Origin of the sequence: Croceibacterium salegens (assembly GCF_009827435.1) — a bacterium.
Lineage (GTDB): Bacteria > Pseudomonadota > Alphaproteobacteria > Sphingomonadales > Sphingomonadaceae > Croceibacterium_B > Croceibacterium_B salegens.
On sequence record NZ_WTYM01000058.1, the window covers coordinates 1 to 17,509 of the forward strand.

A 17,509-nucleotide genomic window follows, 5' to 3' on the forward strand; every position below is an offset into this window, starting at 1 on the left:
GACATTTGCCATGAGACCGAGCGGCACTAGTGGAACAGGTTCGGTCCGCTATTCGCTGCCGACATCCGCCATTAGCGGGTCAGTCGGATGCGAGGCTTCCGCCAGTGGCGCTGGCAGCTCGATGAGATGTACGTGAAGCTGGGAGGCGAGATGGTCTACCTGCGGCAGGCGGTCGACCAGCAAGGTGAAATCCCCCAGAGAGTTACGTCACCAAGACAAGAGACAAGTCCGCATTGCTGACCTTCATGAAGAAGGCGCTGAAGCGCCACGGCTCACCCGAGGCGATCACCACCGATGGTCTGCGTTCGTACAAGGCGGCGATGAGCGATTGCGGCAATGCCGACAAGCAGGAGGTCGGCTGCTGGGCAAATAACCGGATCGAGAACTCGCACTTGTCGTTCCGAAGTCGGGAAGGAGCCATGCTGCGGTTCAGGCGAATGAAGAGCCTGCAGAAGTTCGTCTCACTCCACGCCAACGTCCACAACCACTTCAACGCAGAACACCACCTCGTCGACAGACAGACTTACAAGACCCGCTGCTCGGCCGCACTGGCCGAGTAGCAGAGCCCCATGGCTAAGGCTTGTTGGAGCAGAGGAGAGATCTGCCAATCGGAGACGAGTTGCGATCAAACTGACAGCCTCCTTGGACTCTTCCGAAGTTCGTTCGGTCATGGAGAGTCTCGTGGACTGGAACACCATCACCCAAAACCCCCTCGGCTCATACGGTCCAGGCGCCACCTGTGCTATCATCCGCGATTCAACGTACGCACAAATGCTTCATTTGCGGCGGAACTCGAATGCATATCGTCGGACGAGCGATCGCCCCTTTCCTAAGCTGGACATTCTCCATTCGCTAAAGTGTAACCCAGAAGCGATAGACGATCCTGTTCTCGTAGCTCTCGCCGGGATCGAGCCGAGCCGAGCCGAAGTTCGGCTTGTTGGGCGTGTCGGGAAAGACTTGCGGTTCGAGGCACAGAGCGTCACCCATGCGGTAAATCGTGCCGCCCTTGCCCGTCACCGTGCCGTCGAGGAAATTGCCGGTATAGAACTGCACACCGGGCTGGTTGGAAAGCACTTCCATGACCCGCCCGCTGTCAGGGTCTTCCATTCGCGCCAGCAACTGTTCGCCCGGCACCGGGGCGCGGCTGACCACCCAGTTGTGATCGTAGCCGCGGCCGAAGCGCATCTGCTCGTCCTTGCCGTCGCGGATACGGTTGCCGATCCGCATCGGCGCGCGGAAGTCGAACGGCGTGCCGGAAACGGAACGGAACTCCCCGGTCGGGATGAGGTTCGCGTCGACCGGCGTGTAGCTGTCTGCCGGGATGGTCAGCACCTGGTCGAGGATCGACACGCCCGAGGCGGCGCCGGCGAGATTGAAATAGGAATGGTTGGTCAGGTTGACGATGGTCGGCTTGCTGGTGGTCGCGCGATAGGTGATGCGGACCTCGTTGGTCTCGGTCAGCGCATAGGTCGCACTCACCGACAGCGCGCCGGGATAGCCCTCTTCCCCGTCGGCGCTGACATAGGTCAGGGTCACGCTCGCCATGTCCGCGCCGCCGCTCACCTCCGCGATCGTCCACAGCCGCTTGTCGAAGCCCTCAAGCCCGCCGTGGAGCGCGTTGGGCCCGTCATTGAGAGCGAGCTGGTAGGTCTCGCCGTCCAGGGTGAAGCGGCCTTCGGCGATGCGGTTGGCATAGCGGCCGACCGAGGCCCCGAAATAGTTCGGCGCTTCGAGATAGCCCTCGATCCCGTCATAGCCGAGCACGACATCGGCCACGCCGTCCCTCCCCGGAGCGTCGAGCTGCTGCAGGATTGCGCCCCAGGCAATCACTCTCAGCTTCATCCCGCTGCCATTGGTCAGCACGACCGCCTCGACCGCCGTCCCGTCGGGCAGGGTGCCGAAAGTCTCGCGGCTCGCCTCGGCGGCGAATGCGGGGGTAGCGCAGGCCGCCAGCAGGGCGACAAGTGTAATCGGGCCTCTCATGATCTGGGATCCTCCATGTTTATATTGGGCATGTCTGCCAGGGCGAGCCGCAGCAGTTCTTCCATTGCCTTGCGCGCACGCGCGGGTTTGCGGCTCGCGATCGCGTCGCGCAGCGCCTCATGCTCGGGCAGCGGATCGCGCGGCTGTTTATGGAAACGCTGCTTGAAGCGCGTGGTCCATTGCACCGCCGCCGCGACCGAAGTGGCCAGCGAGGCGAGCGCCTCGTTGCGGGTCGCATCGAGCAGTGCGGTGTGGAAATCGTGGTCGGCCGCCTGCCCCTCGGCGCTGGCGAGGCCGTGGCGGCGCATGCCGGAGAGCCCCTCGTCCATCCGTGCGAGGTCATCCGCATAGTGGCGAGTGGCGGCGAGTTCGGCGGCGGCCGGTTCGATCACCCCGCGCAGTTCGAACAGGTCGCGAATGAAGCGCTCGTCCGGCGTGCCGGAGAACATCCATTCGAGCATGTCGGGGTCGAGCAGGTTCCAGCGCCGCCTGGGCGTGACATGCGTGCCCGCCTTGGGCCGGCTTTCGAGCAGGCCCTTGGCGGTGAGGATGCGCATGGCCTCGCGATAGGCGGTGCGCGAGACGCCGAGGGCCTCCGACTGCTCGATCTCCCCGCCGAAGGCCTCGCCGGGCTCATGCTCGCCCGAAAGGATCGCGATTCCGATTTGCCGGGCGAGCGCCTGGTGGATGCGCAGGTTCCGGCCCTTCCCGGCCGTTGCGCCCGCGCCCAACTTCACGCCGTTTCCTCGAACTGCTCGACCGGCACGACCTGGCCCAGCGTCAGTGCCTGTTCGACCAGTTGCAGCGGGGTCAGGTCGATCTCGCTCTCCCCGGCGTGAATCAGCTCGGCGAAACGGGCATAGAGCGCGCGATATTCGGCCTCTGGCGGCAGTTCGACCGGCTTTCCGTCAAGCGCCAGCCGGTTGCCGCCATGCGAGAGCAGTATGCTGCCCTGGTCCGTTTCGATCGCTATATCCCAGCTTTGCGGGCCGGTCTGGCGGAAGTCGAATTCGGCGGCGATCGGCAGGCCAGCCCGCCCCTCCAGCCGCAGGATCGCAGCGATCGGCGTGGCGCAATTGGCGGGAACGGAAAGTTCGGCCTCGGTAACCGCAAGCGGGCCCGGCAGGATCGCGGTCAGGATCGAGAGCGCATTGATCGCCGGATCGAACACGCCGAAGCCGCCCTCCCGCCAGATCCACTCCTGCCCCGGGTGCCAGACGCAAACGTCTTCTTTCCATGTCACCGTGATCGAGCTGATCGCCTTGCCGCGCAGCCAGTCGCGCGCGGCGGCTACGCCCGCAGCCTCCTGCGAATGCCAGGCGGTGAACAGGGTGATGCCCGCCTGCCAGGCCAACTGCACCAGTTCCTCCGCCTCGGCGAGGTTGGCGCAGGGCGGCTTTTCGAGCAGGATATGGCGCCCGGCGGCAATGGCTTCGCGCGCGGCCGCAGCGCGGTATCGCGGTGGCATGCAGAGCGCGACGGCGGCAATGTTCGGCTGCGCGGCAAGCATTGCGGCAAGATCGGGATAGCAGGGCAGGCCCTCTGCCTGTGCAACCGGATCGGCCACGGCAGCAAGCGCCAGGCCCTCCGTCGCGGCGATCGCGGCGACATGCTGGTCGTGCGCGATCTTGCCGAATCCGACGATCCCGAGCGCGATCTCGTTCACAGCGCGCGCACCTCCACGAGGCCCGTCCCAGCCTTCTGCGCCAACCGGTTGCGCAGCGGCAGGCGGAAGCAGTTGGCGGCAATCTCGAACTCGTCACCCGGCCGGGTTTCGATCCCGTCGGCGAAGCTGGCGGTCGCCGTGCCGAAGAAATGGACATGGACGTCGCCCGGACGGCGGAAGCGGGCATATTTGAAATGGTGGTGTTCGAGATTGGCAAGGCTGTGGGTCATGTTCGCCTCGCCGGTGGCGAAGGGCTTCTCCCACAGCACCGCGCCCCCGCGCAGGATGCGGCTGGTGCCGCGCACATCGGCCGGCAATTCGCCAAGCAGCAATTCAGCGCCCAGCGCCGCGCGGCGCAGCTTCGAATGGGCCAACCAGAGATAATTCTCGCGCTCGATGACATGATCGGAGAATTCATTGCCGAGCGCATAGCCGAGCCGCAGCACCGCGCCGTCATCCGCGATCCAGTAGATTCCGGCGACTTCGGGCTCCTCGCCGCCATCCTGCGCAAAGGCGGGCATGGCGAGCTCTTCGCCTGCCGCAGCGAGAATGCTGCCGTCGCCCTTGTAGAACCATTCGGGCTGGACCCCGGCTTCGCCCGGCGCGGGCTTGCCGCCCGCCTCGCCCATCAGGAACATCCGCATGGAATCGGTCGCCTGCCCGGCGGCGGCGGCCTTGTGCATCCGGTCGCGGCCTTCAGCCGATCCGAGATGGGTCAGCCCGGTTCCGCTGACGGTGACATGGGCGGGATCGGGATGGTCGACCGGAAGCAGCAGGCTGACAGCCGCGAGATCGACCGCCTCACCCGCACGCTCCCCGGCGAGTGCAGCGAGTGCCGTCCCCTCCGCCAGCGCCTGCTGTGCCAATTCAAGCGTCGTCTCTGCCCCGCCTACTGCGCGCGCAGTGCCCTCGGCATCGAGCGCAGCCAGTCCGCGCACACCGCCGCGTTCGAACTGTACCAGTGAAACCATGTCCGCTGCCATTTCCGCCTCAGTGATTGTCGCGCGGCAGCCCGCGCGTCTGCGCGATGCGCTGGAACGCCTCGCTGCCTTCGAGAATGCCGCCGGTGCCGAGCTGGCCGGTCAGCCCGCGCTGGATCGCCTGCCAGGGTGTCTGCGCCTCGGGATAGGCATAGCCGCCTGCCGCTTCGAGTTCGGCCCGGCGGCGTTCCAGTTCTGCGTCATCCATCAGTGCGTCGACCGTCCCCTTGCCGAGATCGATCCGCAGCCGGTCGCCGGTCTTGAGCAGCGCCAGCCCGCCGCCGACCGCGGCTTCGGGCGAGATGTTGAGGATCGAGGGGCTGCCCGAAGTGCCCGACTGCCGCCCGTCGCCGAGGCAGGGCAGCTCGCGCACGCCTTCGCGCAACAGATAAGCCGGCGCGCGCATGTTCACCACTTCGGCCCCGCCGGGATAGCCGACCGGCCCCGCCCCGCGCATCACCAGCAGGGTCCGCTCGTCAATGCCAAGCGCGGGATCGTCGATCCTTGCGTGATAGTCTTCCGGTCCGTCGAACACCACGACCCGTCCCTCGAAGGCCTCGGGATCGTCGGGATCAGAGAGATAGCGCGCGCGAAAGGCCTCGGAGATCACGCTGGTCTTCATCACGGCGCTGTCGAACAGATTGCCGGACAGGACGATGAAGCCCGCATCGGGCTTGAGCGGGTCTTCGAAGGGCCGGATGACCTTGTCGTCCTCGATCGTCGCGCCGCGGCAATTCTCGCCCAGGCAGGTGCCCGTCACGGTCAGCGCATCCTCGTGGATCAGCCCTGCGCCCATCAGCTGCGCGACCACGGCGGGAACGCCGCCGGCATGATAGTAATCCTCGCCCAGATACTCGCCGGCGGGCTGGAGATTGACCAGCAAGGGAACCTTGTGGCCATGCGTCTGCCAGTCGCGAATATCGAGTTCGACGCCCATGTGGCGGGCAATCGCCGAAAGATGGATCGGAGCATTGGTCGAACCGCCGATCGCCGAATTCACCGCAATCGCATTGAGGAATGACTCGCGGGTCATGATATCCGAGGGCTTGAGGTCCTCGCGCACCATTTCCACGATCCGCCTGCCGGTGTGATAGGCACATTCCTGCCGGTCGCGATAGGGCGCCGGGATCGCCGCCGAGCCGGGCAGCGACATGCCGAGCGCCTCGGTCAGGCTGTTCATCGTCGTCGCCGTGCCCATGGTGTTGCAATAGCCGGTCGAAGGCGCAGAGCTGGCGACCAGCTTGATGAAGCCGGTCTCGTCGATCTCGCCCCGGCTGAGCATCTCGCGCGCCTTCCACACGATCGTGCCCGATCCGGTCCGCTCGCCCTTGTGCCAGCCGTTGAGCATCGGCCCGACCGAGAGCGCGATGGCGGGGATGTTCACTGCCGCCGCCGCCATCAGGCAGGCGGGCGTGGTCTTGTCGCAGCCGATGGTGAGCACCGTCCCGTCGATCGGATAGCCGTAAAGCACTTCGACCAGCGCGAGGAAGGCAAGGTTGCGGTCGAGCGCCGCGGTCGGGCGCTTGCCGGTTTCCTGGATCGGGTGGACCGGGAATTCGAGCGCCACCCCGCCCGCTTCGCGAATCCCCTCGCGCAGCCGCTCGGCCAGCACGAGGTGGTGGCGGTTGCAGGGCGACAAATCGCTGCCGGTCTGGGCGATCCCGATCACCGGCCGGCCCGAGCGCAGTTCTTCCAGGCTGATGCCGAAATTGAGGTACCGCTCGAGATAGAGCGCGGTCATGTCGACATTCGCCGGGTTATCGAACCAGGCGGTGGAGCGCAGTTTCCTGTCCGGTGTTGACGGCATATGAGCTCAGATATACTCATACAAAAAGATAGGCAACCGTGGAGGGGAAGCGCGTGACGCAATCGGGATCGGCCGCACCGGCACCATACGGCAGGGCGCTCGCGCTGCTCGCCAGCCTGTTCTTCATGTGGGGCTTCATCACGGTCATCAACAACACGCTGCTGCCGCACCTGCGGAGCGTGTTCGAGCTCAGCTACTTCCAGACCACACTGATCGAATCGACCTGGTTCATCGGTTATCTCGTCGCCTCCATCCCGGCGGCGAAGCTGATCGAAAAGATCGGTTACCAGCGCGCGCTCGTGACCGGGCTGGCGGTCATGACCCTGGGATCATTGATGATGGTTCCGGCGGCGCGCCTCCCTTCTTACGAGATCACGCTGGTCGCGCTGTTCACCGTCGCCTGCGGGATCGCGTTGCTGCAGGTCGCCGCCAATCCCTATGTCGCGGTGATCGGCCCGCCCGAAAGCTCCGAATCCCGGCTCACGCTCGTTCAGGCCTTCAATACCACCGGGGACGTGCTGGCGATTGTTTTCGGCAAATATTTGATCCTCAGCCGCACAACCGGCGGGACCACGCTCGAAGGCACCCAGCTGACCTATGCCGAACGGATGGCCGACGCACAGGCGACCCAATTGCCATACCTGATTGTCGCGGGCGTCCTCGCCGTGCTGGCGGTGATGATCGCGCGCGCCAACCTCCCCGCGCTGAGCGATGCCACCCTCCGCCACAATGCCGAGGAACGCAAGAAGCACTCGCTGTGGAGCCATCGCAATCTGGTGTTCGGCTGCGGCGCGATCGCGCTGTGCGTCTATGCCGAGATCGGGGTCTCGAGCCTGTTCATCAATTTCGCCTCTCAGCCCGACGTCGCCAATATCACCCATGAGGATGCCGCCTTCTACCTTGCCTTCTTCTGGGGCGGGATGATGGTCGGGCGCTTCGCCGGGGCCTTCCTGATGCGCGGCATAGCGCCGGAAAAGGTGCTGGCGGCATTCGCGCTGGGGGCCGCGCTATGTGCGCTGGTCGCCGTCTTCGCCAGCGGACCGGTCGCAATGTATGCGCTGATGGCGATCGGCCTGTTCATCTCGATCATGTTTCCGACCATCTTCGCACTCTCGATCCGCGGGCTCGGCCCGCTGACCGAGGAAGGATCGGGCCTGCTGATTATGGCGATTGCCGGCGGTGCGCTGGTGTTCATCCAGGGCCGGGTGGCGGACAGCTATGGCCTCAACTGGGGCTTCCTGATCACCGCCGCCTGCTGCCTCTACGTGCTGTTCTTCGCGCTGTGGGGATCGAAGCCGACCAATGCCCTGCCGCCCGAAGAGCTGCAGCCGGCCCCGGAGTGAGCGGGGAAACCATCCTTGGCGATTGGGGCGGTAGTCATTTGCGGCTCTGGCTGCGCGCGGGCGGCAAGGTTGTCGAGCGGCGTGACGGGCCTGGAATTGCCGGGCTGGCGGACAGCGAACTCGCCTTGGTTGAAGCGGTCGAAGGATGGGACGCCGCCAGAATTGTCCTTTGCGGTATGGCCGGGTCGCGCGCCGGCTTGCGGGAGGTGCCCTATCTCGAATGCCCCGCGACGTCCGAGGCCTGGAAGGCCGGCCTGGTCGAGATACAGCTGGCAGGCCTGTCGGTCGCGATTGCGCCCGGCGTTTGCTGCCGCGACGAGAAGGGGCGACCGGACGTCATGCGCGGCGAGGAGACGCAGGTCTTCGGCGCGCTCGGTTTCGATCCGGACCTGGCGAGGGGCGAGCCTCTCTTCGTCCTGCCCGGCACCCACAGCAAGTGGGCCAAAGTCAAGGACGGCCGGATCGCGTCATTCCGCACTTTCATCACGGGCGAGATGTTTGCGCTGCTTGCAGGATCGAGCCTGCTTTCCGCCGGCAAGGACCCGGCCGGCGAAGCGGAAGGCTTCGCCGCCGGACTGGCGCGCGCGGCAGACATGGCAAGCGCGATGTCGAGCCTGTTCGAGGCCCGCGCCGCGCAATTTTGCGACGGCAGGACCGCCGGCTGGGCACGCGGCTTTCTCTCGGGCCTGCTGATCGGCGGCGAAGTGCGTGAACTGGCCCCTGCGCAGCGACAGGTGGTGATTGTCGGCGAGCCCGAGCTCGCCACACGCTATTCCGCTGCACTGGCCTATTTCGGGATCGAGTCCCGTACCCTGGATGGGGAGCTTTGCGCGATGGCCGGACTGGAGTTGCTCGATGACGATTGACCAATTGCTCGCAGGCGGCGCACCGCCGGTGGTCGCGATCCTGCGCGGCGTGCGACCGGGTGAAGTAACCGCGATCGGCGCGGCGCTGATCGCAGCCGGCATTCGCATGATCGAGGTCCCGCTCAATTCGCCCGAACCCTTCGCCTCGATCGCCGCGCTGCAGGACGCCTTTGGTGACCGCGCCCTGACCGGCGCCGGGACCGTTTTGGATGTTCCCTCGGTCGATCGGCTCGCCGACACAGGCGCCGGGCTGTTGGTGGCCCCGAACACCGATCCGCAGGTGATCGCCCGCGGCGCCCAGCGCGGGCTCGATTTGATGCCCGGCTTCATGACCCCGAGCGAGGCGTTCGCCGCAATTGCGGCGGGGGCCCGGCGGCTCAAGCTGTTCCCCGCCTTCACGCTCGGGCCTGCATACGTGGGAGCGATCCGTGACGTGCTGCCGCCCGAAGTCGGCGTCTGGGCCGTGGGCGGGGTGGACGCGGGCAATATCCGGGAGTGGCCGGCTGCAGGCGCCGAAGGCGTTGCGCTGGGCAGTTCGCTCTACCGCCCCGGCCACAGCGCGGCCGAGGTTCGCGAGCGAGCGGAACAAATCGTCGCCGCACTGGCCGGCTGATACGGGAAAGGACATGCGATGAATCGGTACTTCACTTCGGCTGCGGCACTTGCATTGGCCATGCTGCCGCTGGCCGCACAGGCGCAGGATACGGTGGTGACGATCGACACCGCCCATCCGGGTGCGACGATCGACCGCAACATCTTCGGTCAGTTCGCCGAGCATCTCGGCACCGGCATCTATGGCGGGGTGTGGGTCGGACCGGCTTCGGAGATCCCCAATGTCCGCGGCATCCGCAGCGACGTGGTTGCCGCGCTGAAGGCGATCAAGGTCCCCAACGTCCGCTGGCCGGGCGGCTGCTTCGCCGACGAGTACCACTGGAAGAACGGGATTGGCGCGGCCTCGGCACGGCGGGCGACGGTCAATGCGAACTGGGGCGGGGCGATCGAGCCCAACAGCTTCGGGACCGACGAGTTCTTCGACTTCATCGGCCAGATCGGCTCGGAGGCCTATGTCTCGGTCAATGTCGGTTCGGGCACGCTCGAGGAAGCGTCCGAATGGATGGCCTATATGACCGCCGACCAGCGTAGCGCCGCCGGGGCGGACCGGGCGAAGAACGGCCATGCCGCGCCCTACAGGGTCAAATATCTCGGGATTGGCAATGAGAGCTGGGGCTGCGGCGGCAACATGCGCCCCGAATATTATACCGACCTGCTCAAACGCTACGCCCGCTTTAGCCGCAACTACAATCCCGCCCAGCAGGGTGAAGGTAACCCGGATACCATGCAGCGGATCGCGGTCGGGCCGACCGATGACGACACTGCCTATACCGAAGGGGTGATGAAGGCCTGGGCCGAGCGCGACTGGAGCTGGTCGATCGAGGGGCTCTCGCTGCACAGCTACACCGTGCCGCAATGGCCGCCCTCGCTGCCGAGCACCGAATTCGGCGAGGATGATTACGCGCTTATCCTGGCGACCACGCTCAAGATGGACGCACGGATCGCGAAGCATGCGGCGATCATGGACAGATACGATCCCGAGAAGGTGGTGCCGCTGGCGGTCGACGAATGGGGCGTGTGGCTGCGCGAAACGCCGGGCACGCCGTCGGGCTTCCTGCAGCAGCAGAACTCGCTTCGCGACGGGATCCTTGCCGCGCTCAACTTCAACATCTTCGCGCGCCATGCCGACCGGGTGCGGATGGCCAATATCGCGCAGATGGTGAATGTGCTGCAGGCGCTGATCCTGACTGACGGGCCGAAAATGGTCCGCACCCCGACCTATTGGGTGCACCAGATGTACCTGCCGATGCAGGACGCAACCTTTGTCCCGGTGAGCTTCGACGCGGGCACTTATACCCGCGGCGCTATCGCCATGCCGGCGGTCGATGCGGTAGCGATGCGGGCGAAGGACGGCAAGCTGTGGCTCTCGCTGGTCAATCTCGACCCGCACAAGTCGCGCACTATCGCCATCGAAGGCCTAAAGGCCAAAAGTGCGACAGGCGAAGTCCTGACCGCCGCCAACGTAAGTTCGATCAACACGTTCGACGCGCCGAACACGGTCGTGCCGAAGCCGATCGCGGGAATCCTCAATAGCGGCAAAGTCAGCATGATTTTGCCTGCCAAGTCGGTGGTGGTGATCGCGTTAGGCGAATGAGAACGGGCTGGAAGCTATTTTGTTCGATCGTCCAAGGCCGGCAGGTAAAGATCTGCCACCACTAGACCGCAGGATAGTCTCAAGGAGGCTTGAACTGCTTCAAAAGAAGACCACTGCAGGGATTGCAACGCCCGAGTATGAAGCCGATCGTAAGCGGCCAATGGTTTACTGTCTGCACTTCAGCTGGTCTAATGGAAAAGAGGACTGTGCTGCTGTCCCTCGTCGCAAATCTCAGTGCTAAGGGCACTAAGGTGAGTGCAATCGACGTTGCGTCTGTGCGGTTCTCCACACCGCCCCGTTTATCCATGCGATCCTTGGCTAAGACGCACTGGACGAGAGCGGTTGTCGGCCGCCAGACTCATGGCCGCGTCGACCTAGGACGGAATAAGGCCGGGTCAAGAACAACAGTTAAGTCACCGACGGACCGGAAAGGGCCCTTTGCAGTTTCCCCTCTCTTTCCTTGTTGTCGCCCAAACGGCTCCCCGTTATTACGAGTCTCAATCGCTCTGCTGATAGACGGGAAACTCGCGCAATCCTTTGGTTTTGGGTGCCCGAACTAGGTTTGACGGGCGGGATTTGGCGCGAAAATTCGAAAATAGCTATGATTCCTTAGGTGGGACTTGTTCGGCGCGTACGGCGTAGCGTTCCAACTTCGAGGACTCGTTGTCGGAGACCACGGATTTGTTACGAGAGTTGCGACGCACGGGCGGCCGAGCAAGGAATCCTCATAGGTGACGAGACTGGAGTGGGCGAGCATGATTTTCAGCACATGCCGTTCCGACATGACGCTTCTTCCGAACGTTTAATACACTCTCACGACGATAGTGCTCAGGTTGTCAGGAGCGCCCCGAGCGAGAACCGTCTCGGTGATTTCGTCGACGGCTTGCCCCGGATTTCTCGAGGCAATGATCCGACAAAGTTCATCATCGCTCAGCATTCGCGAAACCCCGTCGGTGACGAGCAGAAAGTGGTCGCCTGCCTCGGTGCTTCCGGACGTCACGTCAATCTTGAGGTCCCTTTTCGCGCCGATCGCCCTTGTGATCACGTTTGCGTCGGGATGGGTGGCTGCTTCGGCTTCATCCAGCATCCCTGAACGCACGAGATCCCAGACAAGGCTGTGATCCTGCGTAACTTGGGTGATTGAATGCCCGCGGATCAGGTAGCAACGACTATCGCCGGCCCAGAGACAGACGTATCTTCCGTTTCTTATGGCGAGCATTACGACTGTGCTGCCGATCGTGCTGGGCCGGCCGCATCCCCAGGCCATTTCCAGCAGTTCGCCGTTGACTTCGTGAAGCAAGCGGTCGGTTTCGGCCGCAACGCTTTCTAGAGTCCCTTCCGAGCCCAACTCCGCAAGAGCCTCGACAATCCGAGCTGATGCAACTTCGCCGGCTTCATGACCGCCCATTCCGTCGGCCACCGCCCAGATGGCAAGGTCGGTTCGGTCGAGTAGCGCGTCTTCGTTGGAAATTCGCTTCTTCCCCAAGTCGCATGCTGAGGCGCTCGAAAAATACATCACGGTCCCCTTCCAAAAACGACTGGCAGAGTAGATGGCATCGCGGTTAACATCGCAATCGGATTCTTGAAGGCACAGGGGGCTTGGAATTTTGACCAAGGCGTACAGTAACAGGGCATTGCCGGCAGGAACTGTGCTTCGAGAATGGAGACTCGAAGAGGTACTGGGCGTCGGAGGTTTCGGCATTGTCTACAAGGCGCGCGGAATCTATTTCAACGAACTGGTTGCAATTAAAGAATACTTCCCCTCCTCGATCAGTGAGCGGGATGACGACGATACGGTTGTTCCCATCGATTCCCATGCCGAGGAAGTTCACGCCCTGGGTCTCAAGAAGTTCGTCGAAGAAGCAAAGTTGCTATGGAATCTTTCCACGCCGACACGCCATCCAAACATTGTCAGTGTTCGTAGCCTATTCGAGATTCACGGCACGGCCTACATGGTCATGGACTTCGAGGACGGCACTCCGCTGTCCAAAGCTCTTAAGAAAGGACGGAAATTCAACGAGTCCAGCCTTCGGGCGATGATCCTTCCAATTGCACAGGGGCTTGAGCTGGCGCACCGGGTCGGCGTGCTTCACCGCGACATCAAACCGCCCAACATCATTCTGAACGACGACGGCCATTCCGTTCTGATCGATTTCGGCTCCGCCCGTTTTGAATCAGGAGAAGCGACGAGCACAAAGGTCACCTTCCATACTCCGCCATACGCGGCGGTCGAGCAGTACGTGAGGACCTTTCCGCAAGGTCCGTGGACGGACATCTACGCCCTCGGCGTCGTCCTCTACATCTGCATCATAGGAGAAAAGCCGGCCGAAGCACTCGAGCGGATTCACGGGAACGCCGGAGTCCCACTGGCTCATCGCAACCTTCCCGGCTTCAGCCTGGGCTTCCTGAAGGCAATCGATACGGCGATGCTAATCAAGCCCGAGGATCGTCCGCAGTCCATTTCCGAATGGCTCAATATGCTCGATGAAAAGGACTTGGCCGAAGCTCGCGTCGAGGATGAAGACAGGACGAGGCTGGGCGGCTGGGACACTGAAACGCCCGACATCGTCCCCGTCTCTTCGCCCAGGATGGCGTTCGGCGGACTAGATATGATTATTGAAACGGGCGTGCCCAAGTCCCCGAGCGATGCGACGTTTCTCAGCGAGGAAGTTTATAGTGAAGGTGAGGAGTCTGACGCGAGGGCAACGACCGATACTCGAGACAAGCAGGAGGCTAAGGCGGAGTTGCCGCTCGCAGCTAAGTCAGATGCTGCGCCTGTGGCTCCTTCCCCCTCCACTATCTTTAGGAAAGACAACGATGGTGAGAATGGGTGCGGCAGGTCCGAAGGCCGTGTCAGTCAGGCCGCCAAGGTCGAATTCCTCCAGGGAGGCAACAACGCAGCGAATGAATATGGCGGCACAGCGATGTCGAATAGCGAAAACAAGAAGTCGGGCGTTTTGAAGGGAGAGCCCAAGAAGGCTCTGCTTTTTGGGGGCGTGGCTGCGTTAGTAGTCGCAATCATTAGTGTGTGGGCAAGCTTTAATGAAATCGGCGCGAAGCCCGACCCTGCTCTGTTGGTGGACGAATCCAACGTTTCGTCGAGCTCGCAAGATGCTATTAATGCTTACGAAAAAGACTTGGACGGACTTGCTGATGCAGCGGGAGCAGCAGGTATCCCTGCCACCGTCGTGAGTCTTCTCAACGATGCGGGCGGCAACTCGACCAATCCACTCCGGCGTCTAGGCAGATTCGCGAAAGCGGCATTCGCCGCAGCAGACAACGAGGTCGGCGCGAAACGTACGCCTCGCCCAGTACAGGAAATCTGGTCGAAGCTCGAGTTGATACGCCGAGACAGCTTGCTTGTTGATCAAAGTAGCGAATTCCCGGTCGCAATTGCGTCAGCTCAGAATTTGGTGGGCCACTACGGCGACCTGCGGCGCGCACTTAGCGATACAAAGGCCGCTGCGAATCGGGGGGCGGCGAAACCTTCCGAGGTAGAGAAACCGGGATCGGTCGTAGTCGCAACGACAGTCGAGACTATCACGTCTGCTGGCACGACAGCCCCGAGCCCGGCTCCGGATGGGAATGTGACGGATGCACAGAAACGGGAATTCGCATCGGTGCTGGCTGGCGCGCGTGATGTTGCTAGGGAAGTCATTCAACTTGGACGCAAGCGTCCCAGTTCGAATGCAAGTGAGGAAGAAAAGGCAAGCTACAGCATTCGCCACAGCGCCGCTGAAGCGGCGAAAGACTACCAAAGGTACCTTGACAGTCTCGACGCGTCGATGCGCGGGACGACGGGCGCAGTCGAGGCCAAGCAATCAATTACCAAGGCATACCAGACACGCGCATATCTCACCGATTTGCGCCAGCGCTCGCAGCTGAGCCTGAAGTAGATCCTAACCGGGAACCTGCAACGAGCGCTCGCTATAGGCGACGGTCCACTCATTCAGATCCGACAGCATGATCTGTGCAGTGTTTTCCAATTCGCGTGCAAGATCCTCGATGTTCGTCACGACAGCAAGTTCTTCCGAGTTGGCGGCAAGTTCTTTGGCGGTACTCGCTGACCTGCTCGAAGCGAGCAGATGTTCGCCATGGCCCCGCAATCCGAAGACTGCCGCGCCTAGAGCCGGGAAACCCGCCGTCACAAACACAAAAAAAGGTGTGAGCCTGATAACGAGACCATGTGCAAACACACTTAGTAGTAGGTAAAGGCAACAAGCAATTATGACCGAGGTCATAATGAGTTCGCCGACCAGGTGCAGGCGGTGATCTAAGTCATGCATCCGTGCCGCATTGCTACGGTGGTAAGAGATCTGATCTTTGATGTGCCAGTTGCGCACCTCTTCTGCCAACTCTCTAATAGTGGGCTCGTCAAGCAAGCCGCGAGTGCTGGGCATTTCGCGCCAAATGGCCGCTGCGTACCATCGTGTCCAGTCTCCCACAGCCTCGCGGCCCCGAACCGCGAATACGTTTTCCCGGCGAGAGGGTGGGCCTATCAATCCTGTTTGTTTGAGGTAAGACAGCGACCGCAAAGATTCCGCAAGATGTCTGTATTGCAGCCACTTACGATGCCAGGCGCCTTGGCTTCCGATCCGCGTATTAATATATAGTAAGGAAAGGATGCACAGTTCTCCCAATACAAGAAAGAATTTAAGGCTCGGCACCATCAGACCGGCAAGAGCAATAAGAACTGCAAGCGCTGAAAGAAGATAGTTCGTGACATGACTGCTACGAAACAATTGGGCGTAGCGGATCGCCAGAAAGTTTGCCCATTCATATGCTAGGGACTGCGTCTTGAATTTGACGTGGTTGGCGGCTGCGTGATTCTTAATCGCGTCGGCCAACGAAGGTTGGCGCCAAGGACGGGTCGAAACCCTCTTCACACCGAGCATCGCCAACATTAGCGGAAATTCGATCCTTGGATTAAAGGAGGAAGAGTTCTCTTCAAGGAACACATCCAGTTCGTCTACGCCGATCACATCGATCGGCAGGAGCAAACGACTAACAACCTCTTCTAGGTCGATTGAATCTACTAGTGGCGCAATTACCGGTTCAACTGCATCTCCTCCCGCTAAGAGGCGAATCTTTCCCAAAGTCGCATGATCACGGTTCAATGGTATGTGAATAACAGGGATGCCGCCCCTCAACGCGAGATCTACTACATGAGCGGTTCCACCCGGTCCCCTCGCACCTTTTCCGTCCCAAACGGCTATAACGATGTCCGCGGCCGCAATGATAGCCTTACCTACCAGTACGTAGGCATCTTCTTCCGCTTCCCTTGTACCGGGAAGCGCGAAGAATCCATCTACTTTGTCGAAATGCTGACGGTAATCCGTATGCTCTTGCCCTATTGGAAAATCCCGCTCATATTCCTTGGGTGGAAATGGAAGCATAGCGCGAAGTTCGTAGCCATGCTTGCGTGCGCTGGTCGCCGCCAATTGATCAGCTCCAGTTGCAAGTGCAGTATGGAGTCGCATCAGGGGCGGCTCGCGTGTAAAATGTCCGCCTGCTTTATTGAAGGTGGCGTGCGTGGCAACAGCCAGGTTGGAAAATACGCTGTCAAAATAGTTAAGCAATTCCGCAATAAGGCTTTCGTCAATCGCCTGAGCCCGATGCCCGGTCACACCGACGTTGAGAGTCAGTCTCGGACGGGGCGGGTGCATGCCCGTGCAGCTGTCCATTAACTGTCGACAGGCGTGAGCAATTTATGGACGAGGCGGCACGCCCCGATCATGAGTGTGGATCCGACCGGAAGTGTTGTCTTATCGCTGACTCTCACGCCATCGATGAAAGTCCCGTTGGTTGAGCCTAGGTCAACGACGAGAAGTTCATCACCGTTCTGTTCGATCCTGCAATGGCGTCGCGAGACTTGTTTGTCTGACAACGTAATGTCCGCAGGTGTAATTCGTCCGATATCGCTGCCTAGCGGATTGACGGGGAATTGTCTTTCGACGCGTCCATCTACGATGAGTTGGAGATAATGCACGCACTCTTGCTTTGCCTTCGGCAAAATTGAAAACTGAGTGGCTTCCCACGTTTCATTATGATCGCTGACGGCGTTCTTGTGCGGATCTGAGAATGCAGGAAACGCAGATCTAGATGGGTGCACGCCGGGTGCATGCGAAGTCTGGTCAGCTTGACCAGACCCATTAGCACCCTTTTGAACAGTCCGATGCAGGTCGAGCAGAAAATTCTGCCATGTGGGATCTGAGATGTCACCATCCCAGTGGCTAAGGTCGATCGTGTGCAGCAATTCGAAGATAATCGGCCTGACGCATGGTTCGATGATTACGGGGGCAAGTTTGCCGGCTCTGTCGGCATTTGATGCTTCGGCCCGGACCCAACGAGACGAAACGGACCTTGGCGACCACAATACGACGACGGCTTTCGCCTCGGCCAAGTGACGTTCTATGATGAGGTCAAAGCTCTCTCCGGATTGCAATTCGACGTCCCACCAGACGTGGAACCCTTCGCGCTCCAGACAGTGAGCTACAAGCCGCGCTTTCGCGCGATCCTCCTTACTATATGAGACAAAGATGTCCGTTTCGCTCAATTGTCCGTTTCTCGAAGAGGATGTGCAAAGTGCAACAATTTGTTTCTGGATGCAATGTGCTCAATGATTGATTGAATCCCAAAAGTGTACATCCATCCGGCC

Annotated in this window: 13 protein-coding genes and 1 pseudogene; 6 read left to right on the forward strand and 8 right to left on the reverse strand. The window is 61.6% G+C overall.

The window, feature by feature from the left end; genetic code table 11:
* Window positions 1-560, forward strand: a pseudogene (locus tag GRI89_RS18425) (IS6 family transposase); the annotation flags it as partial.
* Between the two features lie 292 nt (window positions 561-852).
* Here GRI89_RS18425 and GRI89_RS14900 read toward each other — a convergent pair.
* The 5 genes from GRI89_RS14900 to GRI89_RS14920 are packed head-to-tail and all read right to left on the reverse strand — an operon-like array spanning window position 853 to window position 6,436.
* Window positions 853-1,983, reverse strand: a complete 1,131-nt coding sequence (locus GRI89_RS14900) for an aldose epimerase family protein (RefSeq protein WP_159797367.1) — start codon at window positions 1,981-1,983, stop codon at window positions 853-855.
* A complete protein-coding gene (locus tag GRI89_RS14905) occupies window positions 1,980-2,714 on the reverse strand; it encodes a FadR/GntR family transcriptional regulator (RefSeq protein ID WP_159797770.1) in 735 nt (244 codons plus the stop codon). Before GRI89_RS14905 ends, GRI89_RS14900 begins: the two co-directional genes overlap by 4 nt.
* Before the next feature lie 2 nt (window positions 2,715-2,716).
* Window positions 2,717-3,649, reverse strand: coding sequence for a Gfo/Idh/MocA family protein (locus tag GRI89_RS14910; protein WP_328598287.1), 933 nt, complete (start codon window positions 3,647-3,649; stop codon window positions 2,717-2,719).
* The gene (gene araD1 / locus GRI89_RS14915; protein WP_159797369.1) at window positions 3,646-4,620 is read right to left on the reverse strand and encodes an AraD1 family protein; all 975 of its coding nucleotides are present in this window, start codon (window positions 4,618-4,620) and stop codon (window positions 3,646-3,648) included. Before araD1 ends, GRI89_RS14910 begins: the two co-directional genes overlap by 4 nt.
* A gap of 19 nt (window positions 4,621-4,639) precedes the next feature.
* Entirely contained in the window at window positions 4,640-6,436 is a 1,797-nt protein-coding gene (locus GRI89_RS14920) for an IlvD/Edd family dehydratase (protein ID WP_159797371.1), read from the reverse strand.
* Between the two features lie 53 nt (window positions 6,437-6,489).
* Between GRI89_RS14920 and GRI89_RS14925 the strand changes: the two genes are divergently transcribed.
* Genes GRI89_RS14925 through GRI89_RS14940 form a run of 4 tightly spaced genes read left to right on the forward strand, consistent with a single transcriptional unit; the run spans window position 6,490 to window position 10,851 of the window.
* The gene (locus GRI89_RS14925) at window positions 6,490-7,779 is read left to right on the forward strand and encodes a sugar MFS transporter (protein WP_328598288.1); all 1,290 of its coding nucleotides are present in this window, start codon (window positions 6,490-6,492) and stop codon (window positions 7,777-7,779) included.
* A complete protein-coding gene (locus GRI89_RS14930; RefSeq protein ID WP_328598289.1) occupies window positions 7,776-8,645 on the forward strand; it encodes a 2-dehydro-3-deoxygalactonokinase in 870 nt (289 codons plus the stop codon). Before GRI89_RS14925 ends, GRI89_RS14930 begins: the two co-directional genes overlap by 4 nt.
* Window positions 8,635-9,258: a 2-dehydro-3-deoxy-6-phosphogalactonate aldolase gene (locus GRI89_RS14935; RefSeq protein ID WP_159797373.1), complete on the forward strand. Its 624-nt coding sequence runs from the start codon at window positions 8,635-8,637 to the stop codon at window positions 9,256-9,258. The genes GRI89_RS14930 and GRI89_RS14935 overlap by 11 nt, the downstream gene beginning before the upstream one ends.
* Before the next feature lie 18 nt (window positions 9,259-9,276).
* Window positions 9,277-10,851 (forward strand): alpha-N-arabinofuranosidase, encoded by a 1,575-nt coding sequence (locus GRI89_RS14940; protein ID WP_159797375.1) that lies wholly within the window; start codon window positions 9,277-9,279, stop codon window positions 10,849-10,851.
* An 802-nt stretch (window positions 10,852-11,653) separates the two neighbouring features.
* Here GRI89_RS14940 and GRI89_RS14945 read toward each other — a convergent pair.
* The gene (locus GRI89_RS14945; RefSeq protein WP_159797377.1) at window positions 11,654-12,367 is read right to left on the reverse strand and encodes a PP2C family protein-serine/threonine phosphatase; all 714 of its coding nucleotides are present in this window, start codon (window positions 12,365-12,367) and stop codon (window positions 11,654-11,656) included.
* 91 nt (window positions 12,368-12,458) lie between these two features.
* On the opposite strand from GRI89_RS14945, the gene GRI89_RS14950 reads away from it, so the two are divergent.
* Window positions 12,459-14,747 (forward strand): serine/threonine protein kinase, encoded by a 2,289-nt coding sequence (locus tag GRI89_RS14950; protein WP_159797379.1) that lies wholly within the window; start codon window positions 12,459-12,461, stop codon window positions 14,745-14,747.
* A gap of 3 nt (window positions 14,748-14,750) precedes the next feature.
* Here the strand turns inward: GRI89_RS14950 and GRI89_RS14955 are convergent, their stop codons facing one another.
* Entirely contained in the window at window positions 14,751-16,535 is a 1,785-nt protein-coding gene (locus tag GRI89_RS14955) for a hypothetical protein (protein WP_159797381.1), read from the reverse strand.
* Window positions 16,535-17,407: a TIR domain-containing protein gene (locus tag GRI89_RS14960; RefSeq protein ID WP_159797383.1), complete on the reverse strand. Its 873-nt coding sequence runs from the start codon at window positions 17,405-17,407 to the stop codon at window positions 16,535-16,537. Before GRI89_RS14960 ends, GRI89_RS14955 begins: the two co-directional genes overlap by 1 nt.
* Window positions 17,408-17,509 lie beyond the last annotated feature (102 nt).